The 18459-nt window shown below is 68.9% G+C and carries 15 protein-coding genes and 1 pseudogene; 11 read left to right on the forward strand and 5 right to left on the reverse strand.

Features of this window, described 5'->3' with window-relative positions; all coding sequences use genetic code 11:
• Positions 1-58: 58 nt before the first annotated feature.
• Positions 59-1366: an MFS transporter gene (locus NVU01S_RS28075; RefSeq protein ID WP_043669153.1), complete on the reverse strand. Its 1308-nt coding sequence runs from the start codon at positions 1364-1366 to the stop codon at positions 59-61.
• 222 nt (positions 1367-1588) lie between these two features.
• Positions 1589-2440: a bifunctional 5,10-methylenetetrahydrofolate dehydrogenase/5,10-methenyltetrahydrofolate cyclohydrolase gene (locus tag NVU01S_RS28080; protein ID WP_043669155.1), complete on the reverse strand. Its 852-nt coding sequence runs from the start codon at positions 2438-2440 to the stop codon at positions 1589-1591.
• Positions 2441-2698: 258 nt separating this feature from the next.
• Here NVU01S_RS28080 and NVU01S_RS28085 point away from each other — a divergent pair, with 258 nt between their 5' ends.
• Positions 2699-3571, forward strand: coding sequence for a YdcF family protein (locus tag NVU01S_RS28085; protein WP_043669158.1), 873 nt, complete (start codon positions 2699-2701; stop codon positions 3569-3571).
• A gap of 244 nt (positions 3572-3815) precedes the next feature.
• Positions 3816-4616 carry a putative protein N(5)-glutamine methyltransferase gene (locus NVU01S_RS28090; protein WP_043669161.1) on the forward strand — a complete coding sequence of 267 codons (801 nt, stop codon included), beginning with the start codon at positions 3816-3818 and terminating at the stop codon, positions 4614-4616.
• A gap of 4 nt (positions 4617-4620) precedes the next feature.
• Here the strand turns inward: NVU01S_RS28090 and NVU01S_RS28095 are convergent, their stop codons facing one another.
• Positions 4621-5451, reverse strand: a complete 831-nt coding sequence (locus tag NVU01S_RS28095; RefSeq protein WP_043669164.1) for an SDR family NAD(P)-dependent oxidoreductase — start codon at positions 5449-5451, stop codon at positions 4621-4623.
• A gap of 33 nt (positions 5452-5484) precedes the next feature.
• Positions 5485-7056 (reverse strand): annotated as a pseudogene (locus tag NVU01S_RS28100) (succinic semialdehyde dehydrogenase).
• A gap of 148 nt (positions 7057-7204) precedes the next feature.
• Between NVU01S_RS28100 and NVU01S_RS28105 the strand changes: the two are divergent.
• The gene (locus NVU01S_RS28105) at positions 7205-7876 is read left to right on the forward strand and encodes a TetR/AcrR family transcriptional regulator (RefSeq protein WP_043669167.1); all 672 of its coding nucleotides are present in this window, start codon (positions 7205-7207) and stop codon (positions 7874-7876) included.
• A gap of 68 nt (positions 7877-7944) precedes the next feature.
• Here the strand turns inward: NVU01S_RS28105 and NVU01S_RS28110 are convergent, their stop codons facing one another.
• On the reverse strand, positions 7945-8823 hold the full coding sequence (locus NVU01S_RS28110) for a ferredoxin reductase (protein WP_156161542.1): 879 nt from the start codon (positions 8821-8823) through the stop codon (positions 7945-7947).
• A gap of 114 nt (positions 8824-8937) precedes the next feature.
• On the opposite strand from NVU01S_RS28110, the gene NVU01S_RS28115 reads away from it, so the two are divergent.
• The 8 genes from NVU01S_RS28115 (at position 8938) to NVU01S_RS28150 (ending at position 18391) form a co-directional block, all read left to right on the forward strand.
• The gene (locus NVU01S_RS28115; RefSeq protein ID WP_052280507.1) at positions 8938-9603 is read left to right on the forward strand and encodes a TetR/AcrR family transcriptional regulator; all 666 of its coding nucleotides are present in this window, start codon (positions 8938-8940) and stop codon (positions 9601-9603) included.
• Between the two features lie 491 nt (positions 9604-10094).
• Positions 10095-11144: a 3-oxoacyl-ACP synthase III family protein gene (locus NVU01S_RS28120; RefSeq protein WP_043669169.1), complete on the forward strand. Its 1050-nt coding sequence runs from the start codon at positions 10095-10097 to the stop codon at positions 11142-11144.
• 8 nt (positions 11145-11152) lie between these two features.
• A complete protein-coding gene (locus NVU01S_RS28125) occupies positions 11153-12070 on the forward strand; it encodes a beta-ketoacyl-[acyl-carrier-protein] synthase family protein (RefSeq protein ID WP_043669172.1) in 918 nt (305 codons plus the stop codon).
• Positions 12067-13740 carry a fatty acid CoA ligase family protein gene (locus NVU01S_RS28130; protein WP_052280508.1) on the forward strand — a complete coding sequence of 558 codons (1674 nt, stop codon included), beginning with the start codon at positions 12067-12069 and terminating at the stop codon, positions 13738-13740. Before NVU01S_RS28125 ends, NVU01S_RS28130 begins: the two co-directional genes overlap by 4 nt.
• The gene (locus NVU01S_RS28135) at positions 13737-14003 is read left to right on the forward strand and encodes a hypothetical protein (RefSeq protein ID WP_043669175.1); all 267 of its coding nucleotides are present in this window, start codon (positions 13737-13739) and stop codon (positions 14001-14003) included. The genes NVU01S_RS28130 and NVU01S_RS28135 overlap by 4 nt, the downstream gene beginning before the upstream one ends.
• Entirely contained in the window at positions 14000-15049 is a 1050-nt protein-coding gene (locus NVU01S_RS28140) for an NAD-dependent epimerase/dehydratase family protein (RefSeq protein ID WP_052280509.1), read from the forward strand. The genes NVU01S_RS28135 and NVU01S_RS28140 overlap by 4 nt, the downstream gene beginning before the upstream one ends.
• Before the next feature lie 31 nt (positions 15050-15080).
• Positions 15081-16280: a peptide synthetase gene (locus NVU01S_RS28145; protein ID WP_043669181.1), complete on the forward strand. Its 1200-nt coding sequence runs from the start codon at positions 15081-15083 to the stop codon at positions 16278-16280.
• On the forward strand, positions 16277-18391 hold the full coding sequence (locus NVU01S_RS28150; RefSeq protein ID WP_043669184.1) for an MMPL family transporter: 2115 nt from the start codon (positions 16277-16279) through the stop codon (positions 18389-18391). Before NVU01S_RS28145 ends, NVU01S_RS28150 begins: the two co-directional genes overlap by 4 nt.
• The last annotated feature ends 68 nt before the right edge of the window (positions 18392-18459 follow it).

Raw genomic sequence — 18459 nt, forward strand, 5'->3', positions numbered from 1 at the left:
ACGCAACGGGAAAACGCCCGTGGCACAGCGGCCCCGGGCGATTCACCAGCATAGTCGCTCAGGCGCTCGGCACCTTCGAGGCGCGACGGGCCTTCGACCGCACCGCGATCGCGCCGACCACGCCCAGCGCGCCCACGTTGGCCAGGATCATCACCGCGATCGCGAAACTGGTGTGCCCGCCGGACGCGTCCTTGATCCAGCCGAACGCGTACGGACTGACGAAGCCGGCCGCGTTGCCGAGCGAATTGATCAGCGCGATACCGCTGGCCGCGCCGACCCCGGCCAGATACGCCGTCGGCACCGCCCAGAACAGCGGCTTCGCCGTCTGCGCCGCCATGGTGGCGACGGTGATCGCGGTGAACGCCAGCAGCGGCGAGCCGAGGGCGAACGCCGTCACGGTGAAGGCGACCACCGAGATCGCCAGGGCGACCAGCACCGGTTTCGAGGAACGTTCGTCGCGCACCAACCGTCCGGTCACATACATTCCGATCGCGGCGAGCAGGAACGGTACCGCCGACAGCCAGCCGATCTGCGTGCTGCTCAGGCCGTGCCCGACCTCCTTGACCACCGTCGGCATCCAGTACGCCAGCGGGTACGCACCGCACAGCAGCAGGAAGTAGGCCAGGCACAGCGCGAGGACGCGCTTGTTCCGCAGTGCGGCGAGATGCCCGGCGGGGGCGGTCTGCGCGCGTTCGGCGTTCTCGGCCGCCAATGTCTCGGTGAGCCAAGCCCGTTCGGCGTCGCTGAGCCATTTCGCCTGCGCGGGCGTCTCGGTGAGTCCGAAGAAGAACACCACGCCGAGCAGGACCGCCGGAATGCCGCCGACGATGAACACCCAGCGCCAGCCGTCCAAGCCCAGTGCGCCGTCGAAGGTGTCGAGAATCCAGCCGTTGAGCGGGCTGCCGAGCACGCTGGCCACCGGGATCGCCACCATGACGGTCGAAATCACTTTGGTGCGTTCGGCATTCGGGTACCAGCGGGTGAGATACACGATGATGCCGGGAAAGAAGCCCGCCTCGGCCACGCCGAGCAGGAAGCGAAGCAGGTAGACCATCTCCACGTTGACCGCGAAGGCGGTCAGGGTCGCGATGATGCCCCAGGTCACCAGGATCCGGCTGAGCCAGATCCGCGCGCCGACCTTGGTCATGATGATGTTGCTCGGCACCTCGGCGAGCACGTAGCCGACGAAGAAGATGCCCGCGACGAACCCGTACTGGGTCGCGCTCATCCCGAACGTCTCCTCCATACCGAACTTCGCGAAGCTGACATTGATCCGATCGATGTAGCTCACGATGTAGCCGATCACCAGCAGCGGCACGATCCGGCGGGTGATCTTCCGGATCGTATTCGCCTGCAGCGCATCCATTTTCTTTCCTCCACAGCACAGAGCCAAGCTGTGATGGCATGCCACTTGCTTAAGTAGCATGTCTCACTTGATGAGTAGCATGCTACTCAAGCTGTGACCTGACGCACAAGAGTTTCACGACAGCCTCGCTCAGATGGCGGAAATACGCCGACGGCCGGACCCGGAGCCTTGCGGGCCGGGTCCGGCCGTCGGAAGTGGCGAGGAAACTGTGCCTCGGAAAGGTCAGCGGCGGGCGTGCTCCGCCGCGACGACGACGTGGCGCATCAGCAGGGCGGTCGTCACCGGACCGATGCCGCCGGGGACCGGGGTGAGGGCGGCGGCCTTGCCGCGCACCGACTCCGCGTCGACATCGCCGACGATGCTGCCGTCGGCGGCCTCGTTGGTGCCGACGTCGACCACCACCGCGCCCTCGCGGATGTGCTTGCCGGTGACCAGGCCGATCCGGCCGGCGGCGGCGACGACGATATCGGCGGCCGAGGTGACGGCGGGCAGGTCGGTGGTCTTCGAATGACAGACGGTGACCGTGGCGTTCTCCGCGAGCAGCAGCTGGGCCAGCGGCTTGCCGACGATATTGGAGCGCCCGACGACGGCCACATGCTTCCCGGCGAGCGGGACCTGATGGTGCTTCAGCAGCTCGACGACCGACTCGGAGGTCGCGGCGACGAAACCCTCGAGCCCGGAGGCGAGCAGACCGAGCGAGAGCGGGCTCACCCCGTCGACGTCCTTCGGCGCGGCGATCGCGGAGCTCACCTCCTCCAGCGTGATGCCCGCGGGCAGCGGCGTCTGCAGCATGATGCCGTCGGTCGCGGGATCCGCGCTGCGCGCCGCGAGTTCCGCGCGGATCGTCTCCGCGCTCGCATCGGCGCCGAGATCGACGGTGTCGCAAGCGATTCCGAGCCGTTCGGCGGCCTTGCGCAGCGAGTTGACGTACCAGGCGCTGGCCGGGTCGTCGTTCGCCACGATCAGCGCCACGCGCGGTGCGGCACCGGACTCGGCGTGCGCCGCGGCGCGCTGCTTGGTGTCGGCATTGAGGGCGGCGGCGAGTTCCTTGCCGGTCAGCGAAACGGTATCCACGTTGTGACACCTTATCGGGCGGGCGCGGCGGCACCGCCCAACGGCTCCGGGCCCGCGCCGAGGGCGCATCGGACATCTGCGGCAACTCGCCCGCCGACGCCGCCCGGTTTGTCCCCGTGCCCAAAAATAAAACTCAGAATCCCCCCGGTTAATACGTGATTTCCAGATCAACCCACCGTATGGTGGGCACTGCTTGCCCCCGGCTAACTGCCAGCACGTGCCCAACCCGGTCTGATTCGCGGAAAGGTGTCGACTGTAGTGAAGATCTCGAGGCACTGGACACATCTCGCCGCGACGGTGCTCGCGGCGCTCACCCTGACCGCGCTGTCCGCGGTTCCGGCCGCGGCCGGACCGGAGACGGACGCCCTCTACAACTCCGCCCAGCGCAATTTCACCGACGGCGACGACGTCGCCGGCCGCGCCGACCTGCGCAACCTGATCGGCGCGGACCCCAACGACGCCGAAGCCCTTGCCCTGCAAGCGATCTGGTCGCACTACGCGAACGACCTGCCCGCGCTCGCCGACGCCATGGCGCGGTTGAACCTCCTCGATCCGCAATTGGCGGCGGGTACCAACAACGTGCTCGGCGCCATCGGCGCGGCGGTCGGCACGCTGCCCAACCCGATGCCCGCGCTGATCGGCCCGGAGACCGGCATCGTCGTGCTCGGCTACGGGCTGCTGCCGGACGGCGCGCTGCGCCCCGAACTGGTGAACCGCCTGATCGCGGCCTGGTTGCAGTCGATCGCGGCGCCGCTGTCGCCGATCGTGGTGACCGGCGGCAACCCGCAGAACGGAATCGCCGAGGCCGACGCCATGGCCGGTTGGCTGATCGGGCACGGCGTACCGCCGACCCGCATCCACGTGGAGAACCGCGCCGGTTCGACCGTGCAGAACGCGTTGTTCGCCACCAAGATGTTGCGCGATGTCGGCGCGACCAGCGCGGTGGTGGTCACCTCCCCCAACCACATCCGGCGTGCGGTCGCCGATTTCATCGTCGCGGGCACCCGGGTGGTCGGCGCGACCACGTCGCTGGATCAACTGGTCTCGCAGTTGCCCCCGCCCTCGCGCCAATCCCAGCGCGGCATCTACCTCGACGCCACCCGCACCTTCCAACTGGACACCGCCCGCTGACGCCACCCAGCGGCTGACCCCGCACGCCCCGTCTCCTGCCGCGCACATCCTGTTCTCCCGCGCACATCTCGGCCCCGCCGCGCACGTCCCGCCCTGCCGCGCACCTCCTGTTCTCCCGCGCGCGTTTCCGTCGACCGACACGCGCGCGGGACGGCAATAGGGGCGCGGGGGTCGTGGTTCGTGCGCGAGGTCACCGGATAACCGCTGGCCAGACCTGATCCGGGCACGGCAGGATGGCCGGGTGATGGCAGGTAGAACCGAGGTGGTCGCGACGCTGCGGGCGGCGGGGTGCGTTTTCGCCGAGGACGAGGCCCGCCTGCTCACCGCCGCCGCGGCCGAGACCGGCGCCGAACTGGACGACCTGGTGGCCCGGCGCGTCGCGGGCACGCCGCTGGAGCATCTGCTCGGCTGGGCCGAGTTCCACGGCTTGCGCGTCGTGGTCGCACCGGGCGTCTTCGTACCCCGGCAGCGCACCGCGTTCCTGGTCGAGCAAGCGGCCGCGCTGGCCCGCACCCGCACCCGACATCAGGTAGTGGTCGATTTATGTTGCGGCTCAGGCGCTTTGGGCTTGGCTCTGGCCACGACCCTGGCGGCCGAGCGGCGGCCCGCGACGCTGGCCGCCGCCGATATCGATCCGGTCGCGGTGGACTGCGCGCGTCGCAACCTGACCGCGCTCGGCGCCCCGGTCTATCAGGGCGATCTCTTCGATCCGCTCCCCGAGGAACTGCTCGGCTGCATCGATATCCTGCTGGCCAACACCCCGTACGTTCCGTCCGACATGATCGCGCGGATGCCCCCGGAGGCCAGGGACCACGAACCGCGCGCCGCCCTGGACGGCGGCCCCGACGGTCTCGACATCTTCCGCCGGGTCGCCGCGGGCGCGCGGTCCTGGCTGGCCCCCGGCGGCCACCTGCTGGTGGAAGCCGGTGCGGCACAGGCAGAATCCGCGCTCGCGGTGCTGGCCGAGCACGGTCTCGCCGGCCGCGTCGCCGCCTCCGAGGAGCAGTACGCCACCGTCGTGATCGGCACCAGGCCGACCGGCTGAGGCGCTACTTCTTGCGGCCGGTGAACTCGTCCATCGAGTGGTAGACGCCGACCGAGTTGAGGAACAGATCGCGCAGCTTGATCGGGAGCAGGCCGGAGATCGCCTTGTTGAGCCGCGAGGTCCAGGGCAGGATCACCAGCGGCGTCCCGTTCTTCATCTCCCGCCACGAGGTGTCGACCACCTCGTCCTGCTCCAGGATCGGCGTGAACAGGAAGCCCTTCGCGCCGTCGAACATGCCGGTGTTGATGTAGGTCGGGCAAACGGTGGTCACCTTGACGTGCTGGTGACCTGCCTGCTCGAGTTCGATCCGCACCGAATCGGACCAGCCGAGCGCCGCCCACTTGGACGCCGCGTAGACACTCATCCGCGGGTTGGACACCAGGCCCGCCGACGACGCGATGGTCAGCACGCGTGCCTCGGTCGAGCCGGCCACCATGGCGGGCAGGAATTCCAGCGTGATGTACATGGGGGCGTGCGCGTTGATGGCCATCGTCTGCGCGATGTCGGCCCGGTTCTCGGTGTCCCAGAAGTAACTGTTGCCGCGCACGATGCCCGCGTTGTTGACCAGGATGTCGATACCGCCGACCTCGGCGCGCACCGACTCCGCCGCCTCGGCGATGGCCTGCGGCGCCGACACGTCGACCACGAAGTGGTGGATGTCGCCGCCCTGCGCGGTCAGCTCGGCGGCGGTCTCCTTCAGCGCCACCTCGTTGATGTCCCACAGCACTACGGCGGCCGCGCCCTCGCGCACCGCGCGTTCGGCGAACAGCTTGCCCAGGCCCATGGCGGCACCCGTGACGAGCACCTTCTTACCCGCAACCGTGTCGAGTTTCATCCGTCCCCTGTCTTTGCTCGATATCGCCGGAAGTCATTTCTGGCGCAGTGTTTTCATGACGCCGAAGTAGAGCGTCATGGTCTTGGCCCACAGCTGTTCGGACATGCCGGGCAACGGCGCGATCGGCAGTACCCGCTGCACCGCGATGGTCTGGGTGTCGATGTATTTCAGCAGGCCCTCGGGGCCGTGCCGGCGGCCGGTGCCGGAGATGCCGAGTCCGCCCGACGGCGCGTCGGCGCTGCCCCAGGCCGCGATGAAGCCCTCGTTGACGTTCACCGATCCGGCGTTGATCCGCGCCGCGACCGCGCGGCCCCGCTCGGTGTCTTTCGTCCACACGCTGGCGTTGAGGCCGTAGGCGGTGTCGTTGGCCTGTTCGACCGCCTCGTCGTCACTGGCGACCCGGTAGATCGAGACGACCGGGCCGAAGGTTTCCTCGCGGTACACGGTCATGCCGGGGCGCACCCCGCTCAGCACAGTCGGCTCGTAGAAGTACGGCCCCAGATCGGGACGCGCCCGCCCGCCCGCGAGCACCGTCGCACCCTTGGCCACCGCGTCCTCGACATGCGTTCGCACCGTGTCCAATTGGCGCGGGAAGGTGAGCGAGCCCATGTCGCTGTCGAAATTCAGGTCCGCGCCGAGCGTGATTTCCTCGACGTGCCCGACGAATTCGCGGACGAACTGGTCATAGACCTTCTCGTGCACATAGATTCGCTCCATCGATTCGCAGAGCTGCCCGGCCGAGGCGAAGCAGGCGCGGATGGCGATCTTGGCGGCTCGCGTCACGTCGGCATCAGCCAGCACCACCAGCGGGTTCTTCCCGCCGAGTTCGAGCGAGTAGCCGATGAGCCGCTCGCCCGCCTGCCGCGCGATGGTGCGGCCCGTGGCGCTGGAACCGGTGTAGTCGACATAGTCGGCGCGGCCGATCACCTCGCCGCCGATCACCGAACCGCGGCCGAGTACCGCCTGCCACAACCCTTTCGGCAGCCCGGCCCGTTCGGCGGCGTCGATCGCCCACAGCGCGATGAGCGCGGTCTGGTTGTCGGGTCGCGCCACCACCGCGTTGCCCGCGACCAAGGCGGGCAGCGCGTCGGAGACGGCCAGGGCGAGCGGGTAGTTCCATGGTGAGATGACCGCGACCACGCCCTTCGGACGGTGCCGGACGTCGACCCGGGTCAGCACCGGCAGCACACCGCGTGGCTTGCGGGTGGCGAGCAGTTTCGGGGCGACCTGCGCGTAGTACCTGGCGTTGACCGCGACATCGCCGACCTCGTCGAAGGCGTGCGCCCGGGACTTGCCGGTCTCGGTCTGCACGATGTCGAGCACGACGTCCTGCTCGGCCAGCACGATGTCGTGGAAACGGCGCAGCACGGCGGCCCGCTCCCGGATCGGGCGGCGCGCTCACTCCTGCTGCACCGCCCGCGCGGTCGCGAAGGCGCGGTCGATATCGGCGACCGAGGACTGGGGCAGATCGGCGATCTTGCGTCCGGTGGCGGGCGCGAACACCTCGACGGCCGGCGCGCCGCCCGCGACGGCACGCGCGAGCAGGGGCTGGATCAGCGCCGACGGCAGGGCGTCGGCGGCAGCCAGCGGGGAGGCGGTGGTCATCGTCGGCCCTCTCGATCGGTGTGCCATTAACTGAACACTAGTGTTAGATTAATGGACGTGCCGCGCTTCGTGTCAAGCTGTTCGTCATGGAACACAGACATGGCAGGCTGCCGACTGTGAGGCAGCACCATGGGGGTGGCGCCGCGTCGTGACCGAGGCGACCACGCGGCGGGGCCGCCCGCCGCAGACCCCGGAGCAGGCCGAGGAGGTCCGGGCCAGAATCGTGCTGGCCACCGCGGAGGTGTTCACCCGCAACGGTTCTCGCGGACTGAGCGTCGCGCAGATCATCGAACAGGCCGGGCTGGCCAGGCCGACCTTCTACCGCTACTTCGGCAACGCGACCGAGCCGCTGCACGTCCTGCTGGAGACCTCGAACGCCGGGCTGGTCGACGGCATCGCCGAAGCCCTCACCGGCACCGACGAACCCGTCGAGCTCGGCATCCGGCTGATCGACGCCTATCTGGCCTGGGCCGGCGGGCACGGCGCGATGCTGCGGCCGCTGTTCGCCGAACTGCACGACCCGGCCTCGCCGGTGTCGGCTTACCGGGAGCGCGCACTCGACGATATCCGCGACCTGGTCCGCGCGACGTTCACCGAGCTGGGCCGGCCGGTCCCGAGCCCGCTCGACCTCGACGCGGCCCTGCACGTCTGCGAGTACGTCGTCTACCGGATCTCCTCCGGCACCGCACCCGGCGCGGAGCCCGACCCGGCGACCGTCGCCGAAGCACGACTCACCATGATCCGGGTGCTGCTGACCACCCTCGGCACCCGCGCCGATCTCGCCTATGCGCTGGATCTGCCGGGCCTCTTCCCGCACTGACCCGAGCGCACGCTTACGTTTCAGCCCCGCGAACCCGGCGAGCGTCGTTGATCGCCGAGTTCACAGGTTCATTGGGATGCGTTGTCTCGCATCGGCGCCGGGGCGAAACGTTCGGTGTGCACCGAGGCGGTCGGGTCGTGCAGAGCCAGCAGTTCCCGGCCGGCCTCGGCGAGCACAGGCGGGCCGCAGACGTATACCGCGGCCCCCGTGGGTGTCTGCGCGAAGATCATGCGCGGATCGGGCAGGCCGAATTCGTCGTCGGGGCGCACCACCACATCCCCGCCGGTGAGCCGGGCCAGCTCGCACAGAAACGGCATCCTGGCCCGCGATCGGCCGAAATACATGAGCCGCCAGGGTGTTCCGGCACGCTCGGCGGCGCCGACCATCGGCAGGATCGGCGTGATCCCGATTCCACCGGCGACGAACAGATAGCGCGCAGCAGCCAGCAGCGGAAAGGCGTTGCGCGGCCCGCGGATCGGCAACCGGTCGCCGACGCGCAGCCGCTCGTGCACCTCACGCGAGCCGCCGTCGCCGTGCTCGAGGTAGCGCACCGCGATGCGGTAGTACCCCCGCTCGGCCGGGTCGTTGGTCAGTGAATACTGCCGCAGCCGACCGGACGGCAGACACAGCTCGATATGCGCCCCGGGCGTCCAGGCGGGCAGAGCGCCGCCATCCGGGTCGCGTAGGCACAGGCTGACGACGCCGTCGGCCTCCGCCTCGATCCGGTCGACGACAACGTCGAAACCGTTGCGGCGCAGTGACTGCGGTAATGTCTCGGCGAGCATCGCGGGACGCTGCCCGGTCGGCTGCACCGGCCGCCGCTGCGCGACGCGGGGCGCGATCGTCGGCTCGCCGGAGCGGAAAGCGGCTGGGCCCGTACCGAACTCGAAGGTCACGGCGCATGTGCGACGCACCTGCGGCTGATCGACGTAGCCAGTAGAGCCCATCTCGCATCCTCATCTCTGATCGGCGAAGCACAAGCGTTCTCGCAATCTATTGATGACATCAACTGCTGTCAACATCACCCGATGTCCACATCCGAGCTGTGAGAAGATGGCGCCATGGCCGCCGAAGACGACGGAGCGATCCCGGGGATGCGCCGCTGGCGTGGCCGATCCCCCGCCGCTCGAGTCGCCATGCGCCGCGACCAACTGATCGAGGCGTGCACCGAACTGATGGCGACGATCGGCGCGGCGGAAACCTCGATGCGCGGAGTATGCAGGCAGGCCGGGCTCACCGAACGCTATTTCTACGAGAGTTTCCCTAATCTCGACGCATTGCTCACCACTGTGCTCGACACCGTGGTGCTCGGCGCCCGGGACCGACTACTCGCGGCGTTACCCTCGGCCCCGATCCAGCGCGCCGCCATGTTCCGGCATCTGGTCACCGTGTTCACCGACTACCTCACCGAGGATCGCCGCCGCGGCCGGATCATGTTCGTCGAATCGCAGGCCACCCCGGTGCTCATGCCCCGCGCCAACCAGCTCATCGGATTATTCACGGCGCCGATCGCCTTGACGATCGGCGCCGGCGACTACACCGACCCCGGACCCGACGAGCACGACAGCGCCCTCAACGCCAGCGCCATCTTCGGCGCCCTGGCCTATCTCTACCGGCCCTGGCTGGACGGCGAGATCCCGGTCTCCCGAGAACGATTCGACGAGCACGCCGCGATAGTGCTGGAAAACGTTGCCCGAGTGCGCTCTTCGGCCGGCTCCGAGACCTAGGCGCCAATTCATCCGACGTATCCGCTCGAACCACACGACCCACTGCGCGCGGGTTCCCTTCGGCCGCAACACAGTTGATGACACGGCAAGCAGCACCCGGGACGGCTTCCGACCGAGTACCCTGCGTGACTCGCAGTGAAGTCACTCACATCCCACGCCAGTCCCCACCACGCGAAGCGCAGCGCCAAATGAGTTAGCCAGAAGTTCGCCAGCGCGCTGGGATCGCCCCTCCGGGGCACACGGTCCGACCCCGGCGCGTGGCCGTCAAACCCGTTGGCGAGTACCGAAAGCGGCCCCCGCCCGGCACTGTCATCGCACCATAGCCAGCCGGTCACCAGTTGGTGATACCTCACGGAACACATACTTGAAAACGCATGCGCGCCTGGACATGTGGGCCGAGGCGATTGTTGTTACCGTCGGGTAGTGTCCGACGCACCGAAGATCAGAGACGATCGCGGAACCTTATTTTCTCCACGATTTCAGGAGCGCGCGTGTCGCATTCTCGATTCGAATCCATCGGCGCCTATCTGCCTTCGAATGTCGTCACCACCCAGGAGCTGCTCGCCCGGCTGCAGGAACCTCCCTCTTTCGATCTCGAGAAGATCACCGGCGTCCAGGAACGCCGCGTGCACGACACCCGGCCGGAGTCGTACGAGGACTCGTTCGCGATCGCGATGAAGGCGGCGCAGGACTGTCTGTCCAGGTCACGATACGAAGCCGCGGAACTCGACGTGATCATCTCCACCTCGATCACGCGGAGCAACCACGCCACCCGCATGTACATGGAGCCCTCGTTCGCCGGGTCGATAAGCCGCCTTATCGGAGCGAAGAAGGCCATTACTTTCGACGTTTCCAACGCGTGCGCCGGAATGCTCACCGGCACCTACATTCTCGATCGGATGATCCGCTCCGGGGCCGTGCGCAACGGCATGGTGGTCAGCGGGGAGGCCATTACTCCGATCGCCGACACCGCGGTCGCGGAGATTTCCGAGAAATACGATCTGCAGTTCGCCTCGCTCTCGGTGGGCGACTCGGGCGCGGCGGTCGTGCTCGACCAGGCGGTGGACGACGACGACAAGATCCACTACATCGAGTTGATGACCGCCTCGGAGTACTCGCACCTGTGTCTCGGCATGCCGAGCGACAAGAGCCAGGGTGTTGCGCTGTACACCGACAACCGCAAAATGCACAACGAAGACCGCTTCCTTTTGGGCACCAACAGCCAGATCAACTATCTGGAAGCACAGGGCCGCACCTTCGCCGACGAGAAGTTCGACTACGTCATCCACCACCAGTTCGGCGCGGCCGCGATCCCGTGGATGAACGCCATCTGCGAGCGCGAGTTCGGCACCCCGATGCCGCCCGATCTGCGGGTTATCGAGAAGTACGGAAACACCTCCACCACTTCACATTTCATCGTTCTGCACGACCAGCTCAGCGAGCAGAACATTCCGGCGGGCTCGAAGCTGCTGATGATCCCGGCCGCCTCCGGCATCGTGACCGGCTTCCTGTCCACCACCATCTCGTCTCTGAAGGTCTGAGGTCAGCCATGGGCGTTCGCATCAAATCCACCGGCGTCAGCCGCGCCGACGACACCAACAGCAGCGTGGAGAACAGCGGCCGCGCCGCGAAGCAGAGCCTGGAGCGGGCCGGTGTCCGGCCCGATCAGGTCGGCGTGCTGATCAACGCCGGGGTGTTCCGGGACTCCAACACGGTGGAACCGGCCGTGTCCGCGCTGATCCAGAAGGCGGCGGGCATCGGCCTCGAATACGCCAAGGACGATCCGCGGACCTTCTCGTTCGACCTGATGAACGGCGCGACCGGCGTGCTCAACGCGGTCGGCGTGGCCACCTCGATCCTGGAGACCGGCAGCGCCGAGCACGTGCTGATCGTCTCCGGTGACGCGCATCCGTCGATGACCCGCAAGGCCGCCACCGACGACTTCCCTTATGCCGCTTCGGGTGCCGCGCTGCTGCTGGAGCGCACCGACGAGCCCGAAGAAGGCTTCGGCCGGGTGCACACGGTGAACGGCGAGGGCACGCCCGCGGTCGAGGCCTACGTCGACACCGCGACGATGGGCAGCGTCGGTCGCGGCCTGATGACGGTCGAGCGGGAGCCGGACTTCGCCGCGCGACTGCTGAACGTGGCGGTCGAGGCCGCGCTGGCCGCGCTCAACGAAACCGGCCACGGCGACCTGTCGGGGACCGCCCTGATCGCCTCGACGCCGACCGCCGAGTTCCCGCTGCAGCTCGCGGACGCGCTCGGCATCGACGAGGACGCGGTCCGCACCCCCGACCTCACCGACGGCGACCCGCACACCGCGGCGCTGCCGCAGGCCTACCACCGCGCCGTGCTGGACGAGACGCTGCGCGAGTTCGGTCACGTGCTGTTCGTCGCCGCGGGCGCCGGCCCGTCGGCCGCGGCGGTGCTGTACCGGTTGCCCGCGCTCGCCGGAGCGACTGCGTGAGTTCGGCCACCTACTGGCAGGCGATCGACCGGTTCCGCGCGTTCGCGCGCGCGGAGCCGGATCGCGAAGCCGTCATCTACCCGGTCGGCACGGATGCCGCGGGCCTGCCGGCCTACCGCCATGTCAGCTATCGCGAGCTCGACGACTGGTCCGAAACCATCGCCGAACGGCTCACCGCGTCCGGCGTCGGGTCCGGCACCCGCACCATCGTGCTGGTGCTGCCCAGCCCGGAGCTGTACGCGATCCTGTTCGCGCTGTTGAAGATCGGCGCCGTACCGGTGGTGATCGACCCGGGCATGGGCCTGCGCAAGATGGTGCACTGCCTGCGCGCGGTCGAGGCGGAGGCGTTCATCGGCATCCCGCCCGCGCACGCCGTGCGCGTGCTGTTCCGCCGCAGCTTCCGCAAGGTGCGCACCACGGTGACGGTGGGCAAGCGGTGGTTCTGGCGGGGTGCGAAACTCTCGGCGTGGGGCAGCACGCCTTCCGGCGGCGCGGTCGACCGGGTGCCCGCCGATTCCGGCGACGTGCTCGTCATCGGATTCACCACGGGCAGTACCGGACCCGCCAAAGCGGTGGAGCTGACCCACGGCAATCTGGCCTCGATGATCGACCAGGTGCACACCGCACGCGGCGAGATCGCGCCGGAGACCTCGTTGATCACCCTGCCGCTGGTCGGCATTCTCGACCTGCTGCTCGGATCCCGCTGTGTGCTACCGCCGTTGATCCCGAGCAAGGTCGGCTCGACCGATCCCGCGCACGTCGCGCACGCCATCGAAACCTTCGGCGTGCGAACGATGTTCGCCTCGCCCGCGCTGCTGATTCCGCTGCTGCGCCATCTGGAGCAGCAGCCGAACGAGCTGAAGACGCTGGCCAGCATCTATTCCGGTGGCGCGCCGGTGCCGGACTGGTGCATCGCGGGCCTGCGCGCGGCGTTGACCGAGGACGTGCGGATCTTCGCCGGATACGGGTCCACCGAGGCGCTGCCCATGTCGCTCATCGAATCTCGCGAGCTGTTCGACGGTCTGGTCGAGCGGACGCACCGTGGCGAGGGCACCTGCATCGGGCGACCGGCCGACCGGATCGACGCCAGGATCGTCGCCATCACCGATGACGCGATCCCGACCTGGGCCCGGGCCGAGGAACTGGCCGGTGACCTCGCGCAGTCGCGGGGTATCGGTGAACTCGTCGTCGCCGGGCCCAATGTCAGCACGCACTACTACTGGCCGGACGCGGCGAACCGGCAGGGCAAGATCGTGGACGGCGACCGGATCTGGCACCGCACCGGCGATCTCGCCTGGATCGACGACGCGGGCCGCATCTGGTTCTGCGGGCGCAAGAGTCAGCGGGTGGTCACCGCCGACGGGCCGATGTTCACGGTTCAGGTGGAGCAGATCTTCAATACCGTTGCGGGCGTGGCGCGTACGGCGCTGGTCGGCGTAGGCGCGCCGGGCGCGCAGCGGCCGGTGCTGTGCATCGAACTGAAGCCCGATGCCGAGGGCGCCGCGGTCGGGGCGGCGCTGCGGGCCCGCGGCGCCGAGTTCGACCTCAGTCGGCCGATCGCCGATTTCCTGATCCACCCCGGCTTCCCGGTCGATATCCGGCACAACGCCAAGATCGGGCGCGAGCAGCTCGCAAAGTGGGCGGGCGAGCAGCTGGGAGCGCGCGCATGAGCGTGAAAACGACGGCACTGCGGGCGATTCCGGTGCTCGGCTGGGTCTACCTGGCGGGCGGGCTCGTCGCGGCCGCGACGGACCGGGCGCCCGCGAACCGAGTGCTGCGCGCCGCGTGGTGGATCGACGCGTTCCTGAGCATCGTGGTGCACGCGGCGCAGATCCGGCCCGCGCTGCGCGCGGCCGAGGGGTCGGGCCGGTCCCCGCTCGAAACGGCCGTACTGACGCAGATCTTCGGAATGACTTGGTGGCGAACGCAATGAGCAAAGTACTGGTCACCGGCGCGTCCGGTTTCCTCGGCGGCGCGCTGGTGCGCAGACTGATCCGCGACGGCGCGCACGATGTGTCGATCCTGGTGCGGCGCACCAGCAATCTGGCCGATCTCGGTCCCGACGTGGACAAGGTCGAGCTGGTCTACGGCGATCTGACCGATGCCGCGTCGCTGGTGCAGGCCACCAGCGGGGTCGACATCGTGTTCCACAGCGCGGCCCGGGTCGACGAGCGGGGCACCCGCGAGCAGTTCTGGCAGGAGAACGTCCGGGCCACCGAATTGCTGCTGGACGCCGCGCGCCGCAATGGCGCGTCGAGCTTCGTGTTCATCTCCAGCCCCAGCGCGCTGATGGATTACGACGGCGGCGACCAACTCGATATCGACGAGTCGGTGCCGTACCCGCGGCGCTACCTGAACCTGTACTCCGAGACCAAGGCCGCGGCCGAGCGTGCCGTATTGGCCGCGGACACCACGGGTTTGCGGACCTGTGCGCTGCGACCGCGGGCGATCTGGGGCGCGGGCGACCGGTCCGGCCCGATCGTGCGGCTGCTCGGTCGCACCGGCACCGGCAAGCTGCCCGATATCTCGTTCGGGCGCGACGTGTACGCCTCGCTGTGCCACGTCGACAACATCGTCGACGCGTGCGTCAAAGCGGCGGCGAACCCGGCGACGGTGGGCGGCAAGGCCTATTTCATCGCCGACGCCGAAAAGACCAACGTGTGGGAGTTTCTCGGTGCGGTGGCCACCCGGCTGGGGTACGAACCGCCGAGCCGCAAGCCCAACCCCAAGGTGATCAACGCGGTGGTCGGTGTCATCGAGACCATCTGGCGGATCCCGGCCGTGGCGACCCGCTGGTCTCCCCCGCTGTCGCGCTACGCCGTCGCGTTGATGACACGCAGCGCGACCTACGACACAGGCGCCGCCGCACGCGATTTCGGCTATCGACCGGTCGTGGACCGGGAGACCGGACTCGCCACCTTCCTGGCCTGGCTCGAAAAACAGGGTGGGGCCGTGGAACTCACCCGCACGCTGCGCTGACCCTCGGCGAAAGCCGCGATCGGAGGCCCTCATGATCAACGACACCGTCTTCCGCCGGAAGATCTCGCCCACCGAGCGGCTGTACTTCTTCACCCGCGAGGTGACACCGCCGTTCCTGATGCATCTCGCCGTGCACGGCGACGGGGCGATCGACCCCGCCGCCCTGCAGCGCGCCGTCGACGTGGCCTCGGCCGCGAACCCCGGCGCCCGGCTGGTCCGGGACGGAAAGTATTGGGTGGACAGCGGTGTCGCGGCCGCGGTCCGGGTGGTGCCGGACTGGACGCTCGACTACACCACGCTGGAGAACGACGCGGTGCTCAACAGTCCGATCGGCCCGTCCCCCGAGCGGACCACCGAGGTGCTGCTGCTGACCGGAGCCGAGACAACCATCGTGTTCCGGGTCTTCCACGGCGTGATGGACGGCATGGGCATGCGCATGTGGGCCGACGACGTGCTGCGCGCGCTGCGCGGCGCCGAGCCGGTCGGTGCCCCCGACGCGATCGCGGACACCGAACTGGTCGCGCAGGTCGGCGCCCCGGGCAAGCAGACGCTGGTGCTGCCGACCTACCGGGCCGCCATCGGCACCGGCCGCCAGGATCCGACCGCGGTGCGCTGGTTGCTACGGCACCGCACCATCGACGGCACCGGCAAGGGCATCGTCGCGCGGGTCGCGGCGATCCTCGCCGCGGAGGCGGGGGTGCAGTCCCGCTTCATGATTCCGGTCGACCTGCGCCGCCACGATCCCGCGCTGCGCTCCACCGGCAACCTGGCGCTGCCGCTGTTCCTCGACGTCCGTCCCGGCGAGGGCTGGGAGTCGGTGAGCGCCCAGATGCGCACCGGCCTGCAGGAGAAGCGCGAGCTGAATCAGCTCGACAACGGTGGCCTGTCGAAGTTCCCGCCCGCCGTCATCCGCGCGGTGCTGCGGGCGAGCAACTGGCTGGGCGCCCGGCACAACCGGAACATGGTCTCCGCCACGGTGTCCCATATGGGCAAGGTCGATCTGGACGAGCTGGCCGTGCCCGGCTGGACCCCGACCACGATGCGGGTGCTGCCCCAGCACACCGGTTCGATGCCGCTGCTGTTCGGCATGGTGGAGGTGCGCGGGCGGATCGAGCTGATGGTGTCGGCGCGTAACGGCGCGGGTATCGAAGCGCGGCTGGAGGCGCTGCTCGACAAGATCGCACGCACCCTGGAAGCCGAACTCGCCCCGCAAGATTCGCCGGCCCGATGACCGCCTGGGCACGATTCGTCAGCGCCCGGCCACGCACGGTGCTCGCCGTCGTGGTCGGGGCCATGCTGCTGTTCGGGCTGCTCGGCATGAACACCGCCGACAAGGTGAGCGCCGCCGGATTCACCGATCCGCACAGCGAATCCGCCGCGGTAGACCGGCTGGTGCGCGCACACTTCGGCCCGCAGACCCCGGACGCGGTCGCGCTCTACACCGCACCGGCCGGGCAGACGCTCGACGATATCGGCCCCGCCGTACAGCAGTCGCTCGCCCGGATCGACCCCGCGCTGCTGCAGCGACCGGTCGAAACCTATTGGAACAGTGTGCCGCCGCGCAAACAGTTCCTGCGCTCGGCCGACAACCGGCAGGCCCTGGCCGCGGTATATCTCGCCGGTGACGACAACCGCCGGGTCGCCGCCTACCCGGAGATCGAAGCGGCACTGCAGGTTCCGGGCCTCGACACGAAGCTTTCCGGCTACAGCGCACTGGCCACGCAGATCAACAAGCAGTCCCAGCACGACCTGGTGCGGGCCGAATCCCTGTCGCTGCCACTGACACTGCTGATCCTGGTGCTGGTGTTCGGCGGTGTGGTCGCGGCCTCGTTCCCGGTGGCGGTCGGCGTGCTCGCTGTCTTGGGCGCGATGGGCACCATTCGGGTGCTCACCGAATTCACCGAGGTCAGCACGTTCGCGGTGAATATCGCCTCACTGCTCGGCCTGGGCATGGCGATCGACTACGGGCTGTTCCTGGTGACCAGATTTCGCGAGGAACGCGCGGACGGACGCGAGCTCACGGCGGCGATCGAACGCACCTGCGCCACCGCGGGCCGCACCGTCGCGTTCTCGGCCCTGCTGCTGATCTGTGCGTTCGCGGGCACTTTCGTCTTCCCGCAGGCTGTGCTGCGCTCGCTCGGTTTCGGCGCGATCGCGGCGGTCGCACTGGCCGCGGGACTTTCGCTGACCGTGCTGCCCGCCATGCTCGCGCTGTTCGGCCACCGCATCGGCAAGGCCGCGGAAAAGGATCGGACCGAACGCTTCTGGGGTCGCGTGGTGGACGCCGTGCTGCGCAGGCCGGGTCTGGTCACGGTGGTGGTGGGGGTCGTGCTGGTACTGCTCGCCCTGCCGCTGACGGGTGCGAAACTCGGCGATATCGACCATCGCGCGCTGCCCGTCGGCAACGAGATGCGGACCACCGTCGAAGAACTCACCGCCGGGTTCCCCGCCGCGAGCAGCGGTGTCACCGCCGTCCTGCAGGGGGACGACGGTCCACCGCAGTCGGCGGCGGTGGACGCGGCGAACACCGCGCTCGGCCGGGTCGAGGGCGTCGGTCAGGTGCTCCAGGTCGGGCGCGCCGACGATTTCGTGGTCTTCCACCTCTTCCTCGACGCCACCGACCGCAGCGAAAGGGCAACGGCGACGGTCGAAGACCTGCGCGCGCTGACCCCGCCGGACGGCACGGCGCTGCGCCTCGGCGGCGATACCGCGGCCACCCTGGACAGCGTGCACTCCATCGTGCGCGGCATGCCGTGGATGATCCTGGTGATGGTGGCCGCCACGGTCGTGCTGCTCGCGGCCGCGTTCCGCTCGATCGTGTTGCCGCTCAAGGCCGTCGCGATGGCCTTCCTCAGCCTCGCCGCCACTTTCGGCGTGCTCACCTGGATCTTCGGCGAGGGCCACCTCGCGGGCGTGCTCGGCGTCAGCCCCGGTCCGCTGGCCGCCGGCATGCTGGTGCTGATCATCGCTGTCGTGTTCGGACTGTCCACCGACTACGAGGTATTCCTGCTGTCCCGCATGGTCGAAGCGCATGCCGCGGGCGCGGACACCGCCGCCGCGGTCCGCGTCGGCACGCTCAAGACCGCCCGCGTCATCACCGCCGCGGCCACCCTGCTGGTCATCGTCACCGGCGCGTTCACGCTCTCGCCGTTGACGCCCATGCGCTTTCTCGGCCTGGGCATGATCGTCGCGCTGCTGATCGACGCCACGCTGGTGCGCATGCTGCTGGTGCCCGCGCTGGTGAAACTGATGGGCCCGGCCAACTGGTGGCACCCGGCGCGCCGCACGCGCCGGGTCGCCGCCACGGTCGAACGGGTGCAGGAGTCCACTTCGATCGGCTGAATCGCGGCTATTTCCAGAAAGATCGCGCGCCACGCCGCAGCGAAGATTGCAATACATCCGATCACTCC

It is taken from the genome of Nocardia vulneris, from assembly GCF_001613425.1.
GTDB classification, from domain to species: domain Bacteria; phylum Actinomycetota; class Actinomycetes; order Mycobacteriales; family Mycobacteriaceae; genus Nocardia; species Nocardia vulneris.

Bases quoted from the DNA above. Each gene is read 5' to 3' on its own strand.
- NVU01S_RS28075 (WP_043669153.1), bottom strand. From the start codon at position 1,366: ATGGATGCGCTGCAGGCGAATACGATCCGGAAGATCACCCGCCGGATC.
- NVU01S_RS28090 (WP_043669161.1), top strand. From the start codon at position 3,816: ATGGCAGGTAGAACCGAGGTGGTCGCGACGCTGCGGGCGGCGGGGTGC.
- NVU01S_RS28095 (WP_043669164.1), bottom strand. From the start codon at position 5,451: ATGAAACTCGACACGGTTGCGGGTAAGAAGGTGCTCGTCACGGGTGCC.
- NVU01S_RS28110 (WP_156161542.1), bottom strand. From the start codon at position 8,823: ATGGGCTCTACTGGCTACGTCGATCAGCCGCAGGTGCGTCGCACATGC.
- NVU01S_RS28115 (WP_052280507.1), top strand. From the start codon at position 8,938: ATGGCCGCCGAAGACGACGGAGCGATCCCGGGGATGCGCCGCTGGCGT.
- NVU01S_RS28125 (WP_043669172.1), top strand. From the start codon at position 11,153: ATGGGCGTTCGCATCAAATCCACCGGCGTCAGCCGCGCCGACGACACC.
- NVU01S_RS28135 (WP_043669175.1), top strand. From the start codon at position 13,737: ATGAGCGTGAAAACGACGGCACTGCGGGCGATTCCGGTGCTCGGCTGG.
- NVU01S_RS28140 (WP_052280509.1), top strand. From the start codon at position 14,000: ATGAGCAAAGTACTGGTCACCGGCGCGTCCGGTTTCCTCGGCGGCGCG.
- NVU01S_RS28145 (WP_043669181.1), top strand. From the start codon at position 15,081: ATGATCAACGACACCGTCTTCCGCCGGAAGATCTCGCCCACCGAGCGG.
- NVU01S_RS28150 (WP_043669184.1), top strand. From the start codon at position 16,277: ATGACCGCCTGGGCACGATTCGTCAGCGCCCGGCCACGCACGGTGCTC.